Consider the following 15,490-nt stretch of genomic DNA (forward strand, 5'->3'; position numbering starts at 1 on the left):
CCCCCTTGTTGTGGTTATAAGTGCTCCGCACTTCGAGTTAAGACCAGGAGCGGCCCCCTCTCAAGCACACTGGTTATGCGTAACCTTGAAGCAATAACTTTTCGTTCTTTACATATATTCAAACATCACTTTTGCGCATAACCCTGAGCTGGTATCTTCCTCCGGCTCCGCGGGGAGTGCGCGGCCGTGCGCGCAGAAAAGCTGTAAGCAGCCTGACAACAGGACATTTCATGTACGTATACGACGAGTACGATCAACGGATCGTCGAGGACCGCGTCAAGCAGTTCCGCGATCAGACCCGCCGCTATCTGGAAGGCGCGCTCTCGGGTGAGGAATTCCGCCCCCTGCGCCTGCAGAATGGCCTGTACATCCAGCGCTACGCGCCCATGCTGCGCGTGGCTGTGCCATACGGCCTGATGTCGTCCACCCAGGTGCGCAAGCTGGCCCAGATCGCTCGCGACTACGACAAGGGCTATGCCCACATCAGCACCCGGCAGAACGTCCAGTTCAACTGGCCTGAGCTCGAAGACGTGCCGGAAATCCTGGCGGAACTGGCCACCGTGCAGATGCACGCGATCCAGACCAGCGGTAACTGCATCCGTAACACCACCACCGACCAGTTCGCCGGCGTTGCCCGCGATGAAGTGGTCGACCCGCGTCCCTGGTGCGAGATCATCCGTCAGTGGTCCACCTTCCACCCGGAGTTCTCCCATCTGCCGCGCAAGTTCAAGATTGCCGTCAACGGTGCCGTGAGCGACCGGGCGGCCATCGAAGTGCATGACATTGGCCTCGAGGCGGTAAAAAACGCTGCTGGTGAGCTGGGCTTCCGCGTATCCGTCGGCGGCGGCCTGGGCCGTACCCCGGTGGTCGGCAGCTTCATCAACGAATTCCTGCCTTGGCAGCACCTGCTGAGCTATCTCGACGCCATCCTGCGCGTGTACAACCGCTATGGTCGTCGCGACAACAAGTACAAGGCGCGCATTAAAATCCTCGTCAAGGCACTGACTCCTGAGGTCTTCGCTGAGCGCGTCGAGGCCGAGTGGGCCCATCTGAAGGACGGCCCCACCACTCTGACCGATGCCGAAGTGCAGCGCGTCGCCAGTCACTTCGTCGACCCGACCTACAAGGCCCTGGACGACCAAGACGCTGCGCTGGCGCAGCTGGATGCCGAGCACCGGGGCTTTGCCCGCTGGCGTTCGCGCAACGTCTTCGCCCACAAGAAACCTGGTTATGCGGCCGTGACCCTGTCGCTGAAGCCCACCGGCGTGGCCCCGGGCGACGTCACTGACAAACAGCTCGACGCCATCGCCGACCTGGCCGATCGCTACAGCTTCGGTGAAGTGCGCAACAGCCATAACCAGAACATCATCCTGGCCGACGTCGAGCAGTCCCAGCTTTTCACCCTATGGGGCGAACTGCGCGAACTCGGCTTCGCCACCCCGAACATCGGCCTGCTAACCGACATCATCTGCTGCCCGGGCGGTGACTTCTGCTCCTTGGCCAACGCCAAGTCGATTCCGGTGGCCGAAGCCATCCAGCGTCGCTTCGACGATCTCGACTACCTGTTCGACATCGGCGAACTGGACCTGAACATCTCCGGTTGCATGAACGCCTGCGGCCATCACCATGTCGGCCACATTGGCATTCTCGGTGTCGACAAGAAGGGCCAGGAGTTCTACCAGGTATCGCTTGGCGGCAGTGCCAATCGTGACGCCAGTCTGGCTCAGATCCTCGGTCCGTCCTTCGCCCAGGATGAAATGGCCGACGTGATCGAGAAGCTGATCAACGTCTACGTCGAACAGCGCACTGAGGAGGAAAGTTTCCTCGACACCTTCCGCCGTATCGGTATCGACCCGTTCAAGGAGCGCGTTTATGCAGCGAATCATTAAGAACGGCCAGGTCATCGACGAAACCTGGCACCTGCTGGACAAGGACGCCACCCTCGACGGCATCCCCAACTGCGACGACATCATCGTTCCGCTGGCACTGTGGTGCGACCATGCGCACGCGCTCAAGGCCCGCGATGGCGGTCTTGGCGTGTGGCTCGACAGCAATGAGGAAATCGAAGAAATCGCCGACCAGCTGGAGTACTTCCAGGTTATCGCTCTGAACTTCCCGGCGTTCACCGACGGCCGCCACTCCTCCACCGCCTACCTGCTGCGCCAACGCTATGGGTACAAAGGTGAAGTACGCGCCATAGGCGACGTGCTGCGCGACCAACTCTTCGCCCTCAAGCGTTGCGGTTTCGACGCCTTCGCCCTGCGTGCGGATAAAGATCCCTACGACGCCCTCAAGGCGTTCGAGGATTTTTCCGAGGTGTATCAGGCCTCCAGCGACCAGCCCCTGCCGCTGTTCCGCCGCCGCTCTGCGTGAGTGACGCCCAACAGAAAGCCCCGCACCAGCGGGGCTTTTTGCTTTTCGCAAACCAGCGGAAGTTCCGTAGCGAGGCGGAGTCATTGGCTCTGTCTGTGTTAGCCGTTGCTCGTAATCAACGACCGGACTGAGAACCTTGTAGGAGCGGGGGACGCCGAGTTCTTGCTCGCGAACCGGATCCTTTCACGAGCAAGCTCGCCCCTACAAAGGATACCGCCACTTGCAACACTTGGGACTGAGCCGACTCATTCGCCAAGCGCAGCGCAGTCGCCCCCACAGTCATCCAGCCCAGGCTTTACCGAGATCGAACGGCATCCCAGGCCACCTGCATGAACAGCTCGCGGCAGTCGGCGAGGGTGGTCCGCGTGCGTCCGGCCAGCCAGTTGCGGGTGAAATCCTGCGCCGGACCGATCACCACGGAGCTGAAGCAATCTCGCGGCATCTCCCGGAAGGCCCCCGCCTCGCGATAGGGTCTGAGCGCCTCCTCGATGCGGCCATGGTGCACCCGGTTTGCATCGCGTAACTGCCCACCCAGCTCGCTCGCCTCCACCCGGCCACGGCTATGAAGAATAAAGCGCGCCCAATCCGGGTTCGCTGAAACCCAGTCGATGTAGCAAGCCACCAGTAGCTTGATGCACGCCTCAGCACTCTCCGCCGTGGCAAATCCCGCCTCCAGCAGCCGCGCGTAGCCACCCACACCCTCCAGATACAGCGCGGCGATGATCCGCTCCTTGTTGCCGAAGTGATGGTAGAGACTGCCGATACTGGCACCGGAGCGATCGCGGATCATCTCGATGGTGGTGGCATCCACACCGTGTTCGCTGAAGCAGGCCAATGCGGCCTGGAGAATCTCGTCTTTGCGTGAGGGACGGCCCATTGGAATCCTTTGCTTGCTACTAGAATACTTTTCTAGAATAAATTTCTAGGCTGCGTATACTGCCTGGGTTCGCGTTACTCCAGAAGCCCTTTCCACCGCAAGGACGGATGCAATGATCAGCCCGACAGAAACTCGGATCGATAACGGCAACGGCCACTCCGTCAGCGCCACCTGGTACCGCCCTGATCGCGAGTTCCTGGCTGCGGTGCTGATAGTGCCCGCCATGGGTGTCCCTCAGCGCTACTATGCAGCTTTCGCCAACTGGCTGGCGGAGCGCGGCTACCTGGTCGCCACCTTCGACTACGTAGGTATGGGCCAGTCACGCAATGGCCACCTACGCGACCTGGACGTCGACATCCTCGACTGGGCCCGCCACGACTGCAGCGCGATGCTGGACGCGCTGGCACACGCGGCCCCAGGCAAACCTCTTTACTGGATCGGCCACAGTCTCGGAGGGCAGATCCTGCCCTTCGTGGACGGAGGCCATCGCATCAGCAAAGCCCTGACCATTGCCACCGGCAGCGGCTACTGGCGGGAAAACTCCGAGCAGCTTCGCCGTCGCGTCTGGCTCCTGTGGTTCCTGGCCGCTCCCCTGCTCACTCCGCTGACTGGCTACTTCCCGGGCAAGCGCCTGGGTATGGTCGGCGACCTGCCCAAGGGTGTGATCCGCCAATGGCGGCGCTGGTGCCTTGATCCGGAATATGCGGTGGGCGCTGAAGGCCCTGAAATCAGGCAGGCATTCTCGGCAGTTCGCACGCCGATTACCGCCATTTCCTTCACCGACGACGAGATGATGTCGGGGCGCAATACCGAGTCGCTGCACAGCTTCTATAGTCAGACCCAACAACTGCACAAGCGCATCGCCCCCCGGGAGGTGGGAGCGAAAGCCATCGGCCACTTCGGCTTCTTCAAGCCGCAGTTCGAACGCAGCCTCTGGCAGGACATTCTGCTTCCTGAACTGGGTTAACCCGCAAGGGTCAGCCCGACTTCATTGCCAGAACCGCTGCTGGTTGAGCCGGGTCCACCAGTTCAGCAGCAGACGGTCAAGCGCCACACTGGCAGCCAAACCAACGCGCTCCTGCAAACTCTTGCGAGCGACATAGTGCAAATGGAACAGCTCGGCTTCCCGGGCGCGCTCGGCCAGGTATTCATCGCTGGTCCGCAACTCGTCCACCAACCGCTTGTTGAGGGCAGCAACCCCCAGCCATACCTCGCCAGTGGCGATCTCATCCATCGCCAACTGCGGCCGGTAGCGACCTACGAAGTCCTTGAACAGCACATGGGTGGTTTCCAGGTCTTCCTGGAACTTCTGCCGACCCTTCTCGGTGTTTTCACCAAACACCGTCAGGGTGCGCTTGTACTCTCCGGCGGTGAGCACCTCGAAATCGATGTCATGCTTCTTCAGCAGACGATGCACATTGGGCAATTGCGCGACGACACCAATGGAACCGATGATGGAAAAAGGCGCCGCGAGAATCTTCTGACCAATGCAGGCCATCATGTAGCCGCCACTGGCTGCCACCTTGTCCACACATACGGTTAGTGGCACACCCGCATCGCGGATACGCGCCAGTTGCGACGAGGCCAAACCGTAGCTGTGCACCATCCCGCCGCCGCTCTCCAGCCGCAGCACCACCTCGTCCTTCGGCGTCGCCATGCTCAGCAGCGCTGTGACCTCGTGGCGCAAGTGATCGGTGGCCGAGGCCTTGATGTCGCCATCGAAGTCCAGGACAAAGACCCTGGATTTGTGCTCACCGGCCTTCTTGGCCCGTTTGGCCGCCTTAGCCTCAGCCTTGCGTGCGGCCTTCAAATGCTCCTTGTCCAGTACCGCGTGCTCGAGGCGCTCGCGCAGCTCCTTGAAGAAATCATTGAGCTTGCGGACATCAAGATGCCCCGCGCCAACGCGCCGATTGCGACTACGCAATGCAGCGATGGCAGCCAGTATCACCAGAATGGCCACGACCAGCGTTACCGTCCTGGCCAGGAAGCCCGCGTACTCGGCAAAAAACTCCACGAAATCCCCCTCGTTTCCTCTACAGGCGCCTGCCTTTTGGCGGCGCGGACAACGAACAAGCATACCGGCGCGTTCCCATAGCTGCCAGCGGCGGGAAAGTGGGCCCATAAATGCCGGGAATGCATTCAAACAAGCGTATGTTTTTTCGTTGACAGGCCTTGGGCTTCCTCATAACCTCGCGAAACTTTCAACCTTGCGGGACGCCAGAACGTGGGCAGCATCTACCTGATTCGACACGGCCAGGCCTCGTTCGGCGCCGACAACTACGATGTGCTGTCGGCACTCGGCATCCGCCAGGCTGAGATACTCGGTGCACACCTAGCCCAGTTGGGTCTGCGCCTGGATCGTTGCTACAGCGGCGGACTCTTTCGTCAACGGCACACCGCCGATGCAGCCCTGGCGCAGTTTCGTGCAGCCGGCCTGAACGTCCCAAGCGTCGAAATCGACCCGGCCTTCAATGAGTTCGACGCTGACGCGGTGATTCGAGCCCTGTTGCCCGAACTGCTCCCGGACGAGCCCGAAGCCCTGAACATCCTGCACAACGCCGCGCAGCACCGCGCAGAGTTTCAGCGCCTGTTCTCCAAGCTGATCCTGCGCTGGGTTTCCGGTGAGCATGATAAGCCTGGCCTGCAGAGCTGGCAGGACTTCGTCAGCCAAGTGCAGGATGGCCTCGAGCGTATCCTGACTCAGGCCCAGAGCAAGCAGAATATTGCCGTGTTTACCTCCGGCGGCACGATCACCGCCCTACTCCGCCTGATTACTGGCATACCGCCGGAAAGTGCTTTCGAACTCAACTGGCAGATCGTGAACACCTCGCTGAGCCGCCTGAAATTCCGCGGCAAGGAGGTGTCGCTGGCTTCCTTCAACAGTCATGTGCATCTGGAACTGTTGAAGGCGCCGGAGCTCATCACCTACCGCTGAGCCCGGCCCACTGCGGCCGGATCGGCCGCTAGAAAAACCCTAGAAAAAAAGGAAATGACCATGACCAACGTTGCTGACATCGTCAAAACCATGCAGTCCAAGTTCAACGCCGGTGCCGCCGCTGGCCTGGACCTGGTGTTCCAGTTCAACATCGAAGATGGCGACAACCACTACCTCGTGGTCAAGGACGGCACCTGCGACGTGCAACAAGGCGACGCCGCCAACCCGAACGTCACCCTGATCATGGACACCGCCACCCTGGTAGGCATCATGAGCGGCGAGACCGACGGCATGCAGGCCTTCATGGCCGGCAAGCTGCGCGCCGAAGGCGACATGATGCTGGCGATGAAGCTCGGCGAACTATTCCCGGTCTAAGGGCTTGCCCTGGATCTGTTGCGTTTCGGCGATGGGCCGCCAAGTACAGCCACGCTCTAGCTCGCGCGATCCAGAACACGCTCTAAGCTTCGACAACGAAGCCATGCACCGAAAAACCGGAACCTCCTGGGCTCCGGTTTTTTTTCGCCCGACGCCGGTGCTCCTGGCGAATCAGGCAGCCTGATTGTGCTGCAACACCTTTGTCTATAACGGCCCGTTCAGCTTGTTACGTCCCAAGCCTGGAATTAGATTAGCGAATAGTCTCGGGCCCCCATCATAAACAGAAGGGATAAGCATGACGCTTACTGACCAGTCCACCCGCATCCGTGAAGGCGAAGAGCTCGACGCCGCCATCATCGACTCTTACCTCAAGGCGCACATTCCCGGCCTGGAAGGTAGCCCGCGCATCAGCCAGTTTCCCGGCGGCGCCTCCAACCTGACCTACCTGCTGGAGTATCCGAACCAGGAGTTCGTCTTGCGCCGCCCACCGTTCGGTCACAAGGCGAAATCCGCCCATGACATGGGCCGCGAATTCCGCATCCTCAACCAGCTCAATGCAGGCTTCCCGTATTGCCCCAAAGCGTATGTGCACTGCACCGACGAGTCGGTGATCGGCGCCGAGTTCTACGTGATGGAGCGGGTCAAGGGCATGATCCTGCGCGCTGACTTGCCGGCCGACATGAAGCTCGACGAGGCCCAGGCCCGCGCACTCTGCCTGAACTTCATCGACAAGTTGGTCGAGCTGCACAATGTCGACTACAAGGCCTGTGGCCTTGGTGACCTGGGCAAGCCGGAAGGCTATGTGCAGCGTCAGATCGCCGGTTGGAGCGATCGCTACGAGAAGGCCCTGACGCCCGATGCCCCCACCTGGGAACCGATCAAGGCCTGGCTCCAGGACAAGAAGCCCGCCGACCACCACAAGCCGGCCATCGTCCATAACGACTATCGCTTCGACAACGTGATCCTCGACCCCGCCAACCCGATGAAGATCATCGGCGTGCTGGACTGGGAGCTGACCACGATCGGCGACCCGCTGATGGACCTGGGCAACACCCTGGCCTACTGGATCGAAGCCAAAGACCCGGCCCCGGTGCAGTTGATGCGCCGCCAGCCGAGCCACCTGCCGGGCATGCTGACGCGCCAGGAATTCGCTGACTACTACGCCGAACGCGCTGGTCTGCCGCGTATCGACAATCTCGATTTCTACTACACCTACGGCCTGTTCCGGCTGGCGGGCATTGTGCAGCAGATCTACTACCGCTACTTCCATGGCCAGACCCAGGACAAACGCTTCGCGCAGTTCATTCACATGAACAAGTTGCTGGAGCAGATGAGCCTGCAGGTCATCAACCAATCACGGCTGTAAACCGGCTTACAACAAGGGGAACCCCATGTCCAAGACCACTCTGTTCGACCTCGACGGCAAAATCGCCTTCGTCTCCGGTGCCAGCCGCGGTATCGGTGAGGCCATTGCTAAACTGCTGGCCCAGCAAGGGGCCCATGTGATCGTTTCCAGCCGCAAGATCGAAGGCTGCCAGGAAGTAGCCGATGCGATCAACGCAACTGGCGGCAAGGCCACCGCGATCGCCTGCCACATTGGCGAAATGGAGCAGATCCAGAGCGTGTTCGCGCAGATCCGCGAGCAGTTCGGTCGCCTCGACATCCTGGTCAACAACGCCGCCACCAACCCTCAGTTCTGCAACGTGCTGGATACTGACCTGTCGGCCTTCCAGAAGACCGTTGACGTCAACATCCGTGGTTACTTCTTCATGTCGGTCGAGGCCGGCAAGCTGATGCGTGAGCACGGCGGCGGCAGCATCATCAACGTAGCCTCGATCAATGGCGTGTCCCCGGGCGAATTCCAGGGCATCTACTCCGTGACCAAGGCGGCGGTGATCAACATGACCAAGGTGTTCGCCAAGGAATGTGCGCAGTTCGGCATCCGTTGCAACGCTCTGCTGCCGGGCCTGACCGACACCAAGTTCGCCTCTGCCCTGGTGAAGAACGACGCCATCCGCAACGTCGCCCTGCAGCGCATTCCGCTGAAGCGCGTCGCCGACCCGAGCGAAATGGCCGGCGCGGTACTCTACCTGGCCAGCGATGCGTCCAGCTACACCACCGGAGTGTCGCTAAACGTTGATGGCGGGTTCCTCTCCTGAGTGATCCTCGGACAGGAAAATGGGAGCCTTCAGGCTCCCTTTTTCATGGGACTGATTTTCTGATGGATATCGCTGCGATCAGCGGAGCGCCGCCCGCTCCATCCTGGGCTCCTCTGGCTCATCGCCAATCCTTCAGCGCCTCGACGGCCGACTGATTCAATGGCTCGGCCAGCAGGCCGGTGGGCGACAGGCTCACCGAGAAGACCGCTCCATCAGCCATCGGTAGATACGTCACCCGCTGGGCCTCAGGCAGGAACAGGAAAAAATCTTGCTGTGTGAGACGCAGCCAGCGCCACACATCCACTCCATAGGGACTCTCGGCCAGCGGGGCTCGGGAATGCTGCGCCAGGGCCTGTTGCTCGATCGCCAGGTACCGCCCCGACAGCCGCTCCAGGCGGTAGCCAGGCTGTAGCCCGAGCAAATCACCCAAGCCCTTCCATTTGAATAGCCGTGCATCGAGCTGCCAGAGATCGCCATCGAGCAGCACCTCCTGCTCACGCCCCCCCTCCAGCAGGGTGACCTGGAACCGCTGCGCCTCCAAGGCCTTGAAGCTCAGGGTCGCCAAAGGGCGATCCTGTGGCAACGCGTCATAACTCGATAGATCCCGCGCAACCAGTGCAACGAGCACCGCCAGAGCCAGGAATGCCAAGCCGCAGGTACCGCGCAACCACCCCAGGAACCAGCTGCGATCGAACAGGATCCGCCCAGCCGCCACTGCCACCAGCAATGCGAGCAGAGCCATTGCCCACGCCAGGCCGTCGTACTGCATCGAGCCCATTCCTTCTGCGAAAATTTGCCGGCATTATGCGCAACTCCCCCGACCGCAGCCACACGCTACGCGGCGCTCGTTGACATGGATCTCGTTCTCTATGCCTTTTCCTTTCGAGATGGCGGTCGATCCCGCTACCCTCGCAATTCTTGCAGCCGTTGCCTTTCTTGCGGGCTTCATCGACGCCATCGCCGGTGGCGGCGGCCTGCTCACCATCCCTGCCCTGCTGACTGCCGGCCTTCCGCCACACCTGGTGCTGGGCACCAACAAGCTGTGTGCCACTTTCGGTTCAGCGACTGCGAGCTACACCTTCTACCGACGCAAGCTCTTCACCCCAGCCAAATGGCGTAACGCACTGCTGGCCACGGCCGTGGGGGCGGCATTGGGCGCGATCATCGCGCACTGGCTGCCAGCCGCCTGGCTCAACCAGATGCTACCGGTGGTGGTGTTCGGCTGCGGCCTCTACCTGCTTTTCGGCAAGACGCCAGACGTCGCGCACAGCGAGCACGCACCGATCGCTCGTGGCCGACAATGGCCGCAGGGCTTGGGGCTCGGCTTCTATGATGGAGTTGCTGGCCCCGGTACTGGAGCCTTCTGGACCGTCAGCAGCCTGTTGCTCTATCCGCTCGACCTGGTGCGCGCCAGCGGTGTGGCACGCACCATGAACTTCGTCAGCAACGCGATGGCACTCGCGGTGTTCATTGCCGCAGGCCAGGTTGCCTGGGCGCTGGGGATCAGCATGGGCTTGGCGCTGATGGCGGGGGCATTTCTGGGCGCGCGCACGGCAATCCAGGGCGGCGCCAAGTTCATCCGCCCGGTGTTCATCCTGGTCGTACTGGCGCTGACCGCACGCTTAGTGTGGCAGCACTGGATCGGCTAGCCCCTTGCACCTTGCCACGTAGAGATCGATGAGGTAGCGGGCGATCGAGCGCGGCGCCGGCAAAGGCGGCAAGGCATGGACGGAAAACCATTGAGCATCTTCGATTTCGCCCGGCTGCGGGACGATCTCACCGCTGCGGTATTCGGCATGGAAGCCCAACATCAATGAATGCGGAAACGGCCAATTCTGACTGGCAATGTACTGGATGTTGCGAATTTCGACGCCAACTTCCTCCCGCACTTCCCTCGCGACACACGCCTCGACCGACTCCCCTGGCTCCACGAAGCCGGCCAGGGTGCTGTAGACCCCGGTAACGAAGCGTGGTGAACGAGCAAGCAACAGTTCGTCCCCCCGGCTGACCAGCACGATCATGCTCGGCGAGAGCCTCGGATAATGGTGGACGCCACATTCCGGACAATGCATCGCGCGCTCACGAGCGACAGGCTCCATCCGCACCCCGCAACTACCGCAGAAGCGATTCTGCAGCGCCCAGGTACCGATCTGGCTAGCGTATCCCAGCAGCCTGAACAGGTCGGCATCGCCCTGGAGCATGAACTGTCGGAGCCCTTGCCAATGACAGCCCGACACCTCGGCAGGGTAGGCCAGTTCCAGCAGGTAGATGGGGTCGCCGTCGAAGTGCCCGATTCCCTGCTCGCTGAGCACAGGAAGCTCCTGGCGCTTCAGCCACTCCCGAGGAAAGAGCACACCGTTGCTATCAGCAAGGAAGTTCTGGCGTGTGTGGGCCACGGCCCATCCACCCGACTGGGCCACATCGAGCAGCCCTGGTTGCCAACGTTCACTCGTCATTTCAGGCCGCCACCTTTAGACCAAGGGTCTGCACACTGTTGGCTGCGAGGTCGAGAACATCAGACTGGAACCCACGATGCATTGAGGCACCGCCTTCCATGTAGTACTCGAGGCTGGTCAAGGCATCGGCCAGCGCCTCTAGCATGGGTTCCGATGGCATTTGCGAAGTCTCCAGCATCTGGCCCTGAATATAGTCGGCGCAGGCGCCAACCAGTGCCGCCGCACGCTCCTGCCCAAGGAACCACAAGCCACCGCGCACCGCTTGCAGGCTCAGCGGCACGTTGGCCAGGTGCAGTCGCTCGCCATTGGACTCCAGATAGGAGGTGATGGCGCGCTTTGCCAGAGCCAAGCCCGCTTGCGCCTCATCCAATACGACAATTCTAGCCTCCGCCAATTGATGACTGGCGAAGCTGTCCACTTCACGGCCAGGCTCCGCGAGCTGCTGGCGAGATGGCCGTCGATCACCCTGTTCCAGATTGGCCACCGTGCTCTCGACGTAAAGCACGGCATCGGCCAGCTTCAGCAGGGCCGCGGGGTCGATAGGTTCGTCAGCACTCCAGAGCGCGACCATCGGTACTTGTGCCAGCAAGGCATTGCCTGGCGAATTGAGGCCAACCATGAGCAGTGTCTTGGCAAGCTTGCTCAGCTGCCCCTGAAGGCCGCCGTAGGACTCCGCAGCGGCCGTCCCCCGCTCGATCAGGTCAATCAGGTCCTTGACGCCGGCAAGCTCCTCTGAAATCGCAGTAGACAGCGAACGCATCACCGACTGGCCCGGCCCGGAGAGGTGCTGATACTCCTGGTCGAGTAGTTGATCGGTGAAGGGCAATGCAGGCATGCCGAAGACCTGGCGCACTTCCCTGGCTCGCCGACCGTTGCTATCAGCCAGCGCCACCAGATAGAGCAGCTCCTTTTGCAAGTTACGCGGCGCTTCGTACTGAGCATTGCCGAGCATCACCTTGAGCTCTCGGTCAAGCCGCGAGAACAGCTGCTTGCGGGGTTTGAGCGGCAACAGCTGCCCTTCGATCAGCGACTCGATCGCCGCAGCTCCAATCCAGCAAAGTCGTCCGCGGGAATCGTTGGCGAAAATTCGCTCGAGGCCGCCCAGCGCCCGCTCCATCAGTCGCAGAGCGGAAACGCTGGTCTCATTGCGAAGAAAGCCCAGTAGACCCTGCTGGAAGACATGGCGTAACCGACGCGCCAAGCCATCCCGATCAATGCCTTCCTTGAGCGACACCGCGCCTTCAGCCCCACGTGGCAGGTCGAGCCTGACACTGAAGAAATAGCTTTCAGGCAGCGGTGCCTGGCTGCCCGTCTTACGCAGCTCGTTGATAGCCGGCAAGAGGAGCTCCGGCATCTCCTGGCGATGCAGGTCAAGGTTTTCCAGGTATCGCCGCAATACGTACAGGGCACTACTGAGGGCGGACAGCTGATCGTCGCGCTCTTCCCCCGCGCCTGTCGGAATATCCGTAGCCTGGTCCAAAAGCTCCTGGGCCAGCAACTTGGCACCGGTCAGCTCAATCAGGTCAAGCGTGCCACGCACTTGATGCAAGGCCTCCACGGCCTGTTGCAGCAGGCTGCCATTCTGGCGTTCGGCTATGAAATGCTCGAGGCTCTGCTCGGCCTGCTCCATGGTGGCGAACAGCTCGTCGCGTACCAGGCCCAGTGATGTAACTCCAGTAACCATGCCTAGTGCGCCTCCCGCGCGGGTTTGCGGCAACGCATCAGTCAGCAAACTCGGGCATCTGCTTGCTCATGTGGGCCGCCATGGCGACGCGCAGATCAGCAGACTGCAGCATCGCGGCGTTCCAGGTAGCGACATACTCGAGCCCATCGTCGACCCGGTGATCGCGCATGTAGCGGATCATCTCCTTGGTCCCTCGCACGGCGATCGGTGACTTGGCGGCGATTTGCCGGGCAACGTCCAAAACGCCATCACGCAGTGCGGCAACGTCGGCGAACGTGCGATTGACCAGGCCTAGTCGCTGGGCTTCCTCGCCATCGATGGTCCGCCCTGTGTAGGCCAATTCGCGCATCATGCCGTCGCCAATGATACGCGGCAGGCGCTGCAGCGTACCCACGTCTGCCGCCATGCCAATGTCGATCTCCTTGATCGAGAACTGCGCATCGACCGTGGCGTAGCGCATGTCGCACGCGGAAATCAGGTCGATTGCCCCACCCAGGCAATACCCCTGGACAGCGGCGATGACTGGCTTGCTGCAATTGTCGACAGCGTTGAAAGAGGCTTGCAGCTCGAGGATCTTGCGCCGCAGGGTCCGCGCATTACGGCCGGCGTCCGGGCCCAGTTGGCTACCGACAGAGGCCAGGAGCATGAGGTCGATACCGGACGAAAAGTGCTTGCCGGCTCCAGACAATACCACCACGCGAACCTCATCGTTTTCTTCGATCCAGCAGAAGATATCGACGATCTCCGACCAGAAATCGGCGTTCATCGCATTGATCTTTTCCGGACGGTTGATCTCCACATGGGCGATCTTGTCTGCCAACTCTACGCGGAAGGCTTTGTAGTCGGACATGGGTATCCTCGGCGGGGCGCGATAGAAAAAAAGGGGAAAGCATGGAGCTCGGCAACTATAACAAGCGCTTGGTAAAAGTCGATGCCGACCACTGTGACGCAGGCCACGCCTCTCACTGACCAATCCACTTCGATTTCCCGGCTCAAACACTTGATCTACGGGGACCCTAACTGGCACCTTTCCGGCCCGCTACAACGACCATAACAATCAAGGACCCACCGATGCCCACCTCGCTCACCGCGGCTTTCGGCCACAACTTCCTGGGCCACTCACCTCGCTGGTACAAACTGACGATCATCGCGTTCCTGATGTTCAACCCGTTGGCGCTGTGGCTGATGGGGCCGGTGTTCTGCTCCTGGCTGCTGGTAGCCGAATTCATCTTCACCCTGGGCATGGCACTCAAGTGCTATCCCCTGTTGCCGGGCGGGCTGCTGGTAATCGAGGCCCTGCTGCTGGGCCTGGCGACGCCTGATGCCGTCTATGAGGAGCTCAAGCACAACTTCCCCGTGCTGCTCCTGCTGATGTTCATGGTGGCGGGCATCTACTTCATGAAGGACCTGCTGCTGCTACTGTTCTCGCGCCTGCTGCTGGGCGTGCATAGCAAAGCGCTGCTATCGCTGCTGTTCTGCATGCTGGCGGCATTCCTTTCTGCGTTCCTCGATGCCCTGACCGTCACCGCAGTGATCATCAGCGTCGCATTGGGCTTCTATGCTGTTTACCACCGAGTTGCCTCAGGCAAGGGTATGCGCGATGACCACAGCCATGACTCGGACCACGAAGTCACCCACCTGCATCGTGAAGACTTGGACAACTTCCGGGCCTTCCTCCGCAGCCTGTTGATGCACGCTGCGGTGGGCACCGCGTTAGGCGGGGTTTGCACCCTGGTGGGTGAACCACAGAACCTGTTGATCGGTCATGAAGCAGGCTGGCACTTCAAGGAGTTCTTCCTGCGCGTGGCCCCAGTCTCCATGCCGGTGCTGGTCGCCGGCCTGCTGACCTGCGTGCTGCTGGAGAAACTGCGCTGGTTCGGTTACGGCACCGAGTTGCCCGCCAGCGTGCGCCAGGTGTTGGCCGACTACGCCCACGAAGAGAATGCCCGGCGCACCCCGGCGCAGCGTACAGCGCTGCTGGTCCAGGCCGCCGCCGCGCTGATCCTGATCTTCGCCCTGGCCCTGCACGTCGCCGAGGTAGGGCTGATTGGCCTACTGGTGATCGTGCTGATCACCAGTCTCAACGGCATCTCCGATGAGCACCAGATCGGCCGTGCGTTTCAGGACGCCCTGCCCTTCACGGCGCTGCTGGTGGCGTTCTTCGCCGTGGTCGCAGTGATCCAGCAACAGCACCTGTTCACGCCCATTATCCAGGCCGTGCTGGCACTACCGACCGACCAACAACCCGGCATGCTGTTCATCGCCAACGGTTTGCTTTCGGCCATCAGCGACAACGTCTTCGTCGCCACCATCTACATCACCGAGGTGAAGCAGGCGCTTGAAGCGGGCAACATGACTCGGGAACATTTCGACACCCTGGCAATCGCCATCAACACCGGTACCAACCTGCCCAGCGTTGCAACACCGAACGGCCAGGCGGCCTTCCTGTTCCTGCTGACGTCATCAGTGGCCCCGCTGGTGCGCCTTTCCTACGGCCGTATGGTTTGGATGGCCCTGCCCTATACGCTGGTGATGGGTACACTCGGTTGGTGGGCGGTCAGCCATTGGCTCTGACGCCTGGTGTAGAGGGGAATGCCGCCCATCAGCAGCCCGGAGCTAGGCCCGTTCGCC

15 protein-coding genes are annotated in these 15,490 nt (G+C 61.2%); 9 read left to right on the forward strand and 6 right to left on the reverse strand.

The features are described 5' to 3' along the window. Nucleotides 1-230 precede the first annotated feature (230 nt). Together OXH74_RS25845 and OXH74_RS25850 are read left to right on the forward strand one after the other, a co-directional pair. Nucleotides 231-1,889: a nitrite/sulfite reductase gene (locus OXH74_RS25845; RefSeq protein ID WP_215373744.1), complete on the forward strand. Its 1,659-nt coding sequence runs from the start codon at nucleotides 231-233 to the stop codon at nucleotides 1,887-1,889. Next, nucleotides 1,873-2,373 carry a DUF934 domain-containing protein gene (locus OXH74_RS25850; RefSeq protein WP_375739477.1) on the forward strand — a complete coding sequence of 167 codons (501 nt, stop codon included), beginning with the start codon at nucleotides 1,873-1,875 and terminating at the stop codon, nucleotides 2,371-2,373. The genes OXH74_RS25845 and OXH74_RS25850 overlap by 17 nt, the downstream gene beginning before the upstream one ends. 295 nt (nucleotides 2,374-2,668) lie before the next feature. On the opposite strand, the gene OXH74_RS25855 is transcribed toward OXH74_RS25850, so the two are convergent. Then, nucleotides 2,669-3,250, reverse strand: coding sequence for a TetR/AcrR family transcriptional regulator (locus OXH74_RS25855; protein ID WP_375739478.1), 582 nt, complete (start codon nucleotides 3,248-3,250; stop codon nucleotides 2,669-2,671). 112 nt (nucleotides 3,251-3,362) lie between these two features. Here OXH74_RS25855 and OXH74_RS25860 point away from each other — a divergent pair, with 112 nt between their 5' ends. After that, complete coding sequence (locus OXH74_RS25860) at nucleotides 3,363-4,217, forward strand: alpha/beta fold hydrolase (RefSeq protein ID WP_375739479.1); 855 nt, start codon at nucleotides 3,363-3,365, stop codon at nucleotides 4,215-4,217. Nucleotides 4,218-4,238: 21 nt separating this feature from the next. On the opposite strand, the gene sohB is transcribed toward OXH74_RS25860, so the two are convergent. Continuing rightward, the gene (gene sohB, locus OXH74_RS25865) at nucleotides 4,239-5,264 is read right to left on the reverse strand and encodes a protease SohB (protein ID WP_375739480.1); all 1,026 of its coding nucleotides are present in this window, start codon (nucleotides 5,262-5,264) and stop codon (nucleotides 4,239-4,241) included. A gap of 210 nt (nucleotides 5,265-5,474) precedes the next feature. Here sohB and OXH74_RS25870 point away from each other — a divergent pair, with 210 nt between their 5' ends. The 4 genes from OXH74_RS25870 (at nucleotide 5,475) to OXH74_RS25885 (ending at nucleotide 8,719) form a co-directional block, all read left to right on the forward strand. After that, nucleotides 5,475-6,185 carry a histidine phosphatase family protein gene (locus OXH74_RS25870; RefSeq protein WP_375739481.1) on the forward strand — a complete coding sequence of 237 codons (711 nt, stop codon included), beginning with the start codon at nucleotides 5,475-5,477 and terminating at the stop codon, nucleotides 6,183-6,185. Nucleotides 6,186-6,245: 60 nt separating this feature from the next. Continuing rightward, complete coding sequence (locus OXH74_RS25875) at nucleotides 6,246-6,560, forward strand: SCP2 sterol-binding domain-containing protein (protein ID WP_375739482.1); 315 nt, start codon at nucleotides 6,246-6,248, stop codon at nucleotides 6,558-6,560. A gap of 295 nt (nucleotides 6,561-6,855) precedes the next feature. Further along, nucleotides 6,856-7,926 (forward strand): phosphotransferase family protein, encoded by a 1,071-nt coding sequence (locus OXH74_RS25880; RefSeq protein ID WP_375739483.1) that lies wholly within the window; start codon nucleotides 6,856-6,858, stop codon nucleotides 7,924-7,926. Nucleotides 7,927-7,951: 25 nt separating this feature from the next. Beyond that, entirely contained in the window at nucleotides 7,952-8,719 is a 768-nt protein-coding gene (locus tag OXH74_RS25885; protein ID WP_375739484.1) for an SDR family oxidoreductase, read from the forward strand. 118 nt (nucleotides 8,720-8,837) lie between these two features. Here the strand turns inward: OXH74_RS25885 and OXH74_RS25890 are convergent, their stop codons facing one another. Next, nucleotides 8,838-9,488, reverse strand: a complete 651-nt coding sequence (locus OXH74_RS25890) for a hypothetical protein (RefSeq protein ID WP_375739485.1) — start codon at nucleotides 9,486-9,488, stop codon at nucleotides 8,838-8,840. Nucleotides 9,489-9,588: 100 nt separating this feature from the next. Here OXH74_RS25890 and OXH74_RS25895 point away from each other — a divergent pair, with 100 nt between their 5' ends. After that, entirely contained in the window at nucleotides 9,589-10,368 is a 780-nt protein-coding gene (locus tag OXH74_RS25895) for a TSUP family transporter (protein ID WP_375739486.1), read from the forward strand. On the opposite strand, the gene nudC is transcribed toward OXH74_RS25895, so the two are convergent. Genes nudC through OXH74_RS25910 form a run of 3 tightly spaced genes read right to left on the reverse strand, consistent with a single transcriptional unit; the run spans nucleotide 10,342 to nucleotide 13,709 of the window. Then, nucleotides 10,342-11,175 (reverse strand): NAD(+) diphosphatase, encoded by an 834-nt coding sequence (gene nudC, locus OXH74_RS25900; protein ID WP_375739487.1) that lies wholly within the window; start codon nucleotides 11,173-11,175, stop codon nucleotides 10,342-10,344. The two genes, OXH74_RS25895 and nudC, sit on opposite strands and share 27 nt — an antisense overlap. Nucleotide 11,176: 1 nt before the next feature. After that, complete coding sequence (locus OXH74_RS25905) at nucleotides 11,177-12,859, reverse strand: ferrous iron transporter B (protein ID WP_375739488.1); 1,683 nt, start codon at nucleotides 12,857-12,859, stop codon at nucleotides 11,177-11,179. Nucleotides 12,860-12,896: 37 nt separating this feature from the next. Beyond that, nucleotides 12,897-13,709: a crotonase/enoyl-CoA hydratase family protein gene (locus tag OXH74_RS25910; RefSeq protein WP_375739489.1), complete on the reverse strand. Its 813-nt coding sequence runs from the start codon at nucleotides 13,707-13,709 to the stop codon at nucleotides 12,897-12,899. Nucleotides 13,710-13,930: 221 nt separating this feature from the next. Between OXH74_RS25910 and nhaB the strand changes: the two genes are divergently transcribed. Next, nucleotides 13,931-15,433, forward strand: coding sequence for a sodium/proton antiporter NhaB (gene nhaB, locus OXH74_RS25915; protein WP_375739490.1), 1,503 nt, complete (start codon nucleotides 13,931-13,933; stop codon nucleotides 15,431-15,433). The last annotated feature ends 57 nt before the right edge of the window (nucleotides 15,434-15,490 follow it).

This window comes from Metapseudomonas boanensis (assembly GCF_042232855.1).
Lineage (GTDB): Bacteria > Pseudomonadota > Gammaproteobacteria > Pseudomonadales > Pseudomonadaceae > Metapseudomonas > Metapseudomonas boanensis.

Coding starts and splice junctions, on each gene's coding strand:
- OXH74_RS25845 (WP_215373744.1), top strand. CDS start 231: ATGTACGTATACGACGAGTACGATCAACGGATCGTCGAGGACCGCGTC.
- OXH74_RS25880 (WP_375739483.1), top strand. CDS start 6,856: ATGACGCTTACTGACCAGTCCACCCGCATCCGTGAAGGCGAAGAGCTC.
- OXH74_RS25855 (WP_375739478.1), bottom strand. CDS start 3,250: ATGGGCCGTCCCTCACGCAAAGACGAGATTCTCCAGGCCGCATTGGCC.
- OXH74_RS25890 (WP_375739485.1), bottom strand. CDS start 9,488: ATGCAGTACGACGGCCTGGCGTGGGCAATGGCTCTGCTCGCATTGCTG.
- OXH74_RS25895 (WP_375739486.1), top strand. CDS start 9,589: ATGCCTTTTCCTTTCGAGATGGCGGTCGATCCCGCTACCCTCGCAATT.
- OXH74_RS25875 (WP_375739482.1), top strand. CDS start 6,246: ATGACCAACGTTGCTGACATCGTCAAAACCATGCAGTCCAAGTTCAAC.
- OXH74_RS25850 (WP_375739477.1), top strand. CDS start 1,873: ATGCAGCGAATCATTAAGAACGGCCAGGTCATCGACGAAACCTGGCAC.
- OXH74_RS25860 (WP_375739479.1), top strand. CDS start 3,363: ATGATCAGCCCGACAGAAACTCGGATCGATAACGGCAACGGCCACTCC.
- OXH74_RS25885 (WP_375739484.1), top strand. CDS start 7,952: ATGTCCAAGACCACTCTGTTCGACCTCGACGGCAAAATCGCCTTCGTC.
- OXH74_RS25905 (WP_375739488.1), bottom strand. CDS start 12,859: ATGGTTACTGGAGTTACATCACTGGGCCTGGTACGCGACGAGCTGTTC.
- nudC (WP_375739487.1), bottom strand. CDS start 11,175: ATGACGAGTGAACGTTGGCAACCAGGGCTGCTCGATGTGGCCCAGTCG.
- OXH74_RS25910 (WP_375739489.1), bottom strand. CDS start 13,709: ATGTCCGACTACAAAGCCTTCCGCGTAGAGTTGGCAGACAAGATCGCC.
- nhaB (WP_375739490.1), top strand. CDS start 13,931: ATGCCCACCTCGCTCACCGCGGCTTTCGGCCACAACTTCCTGGGCCAC.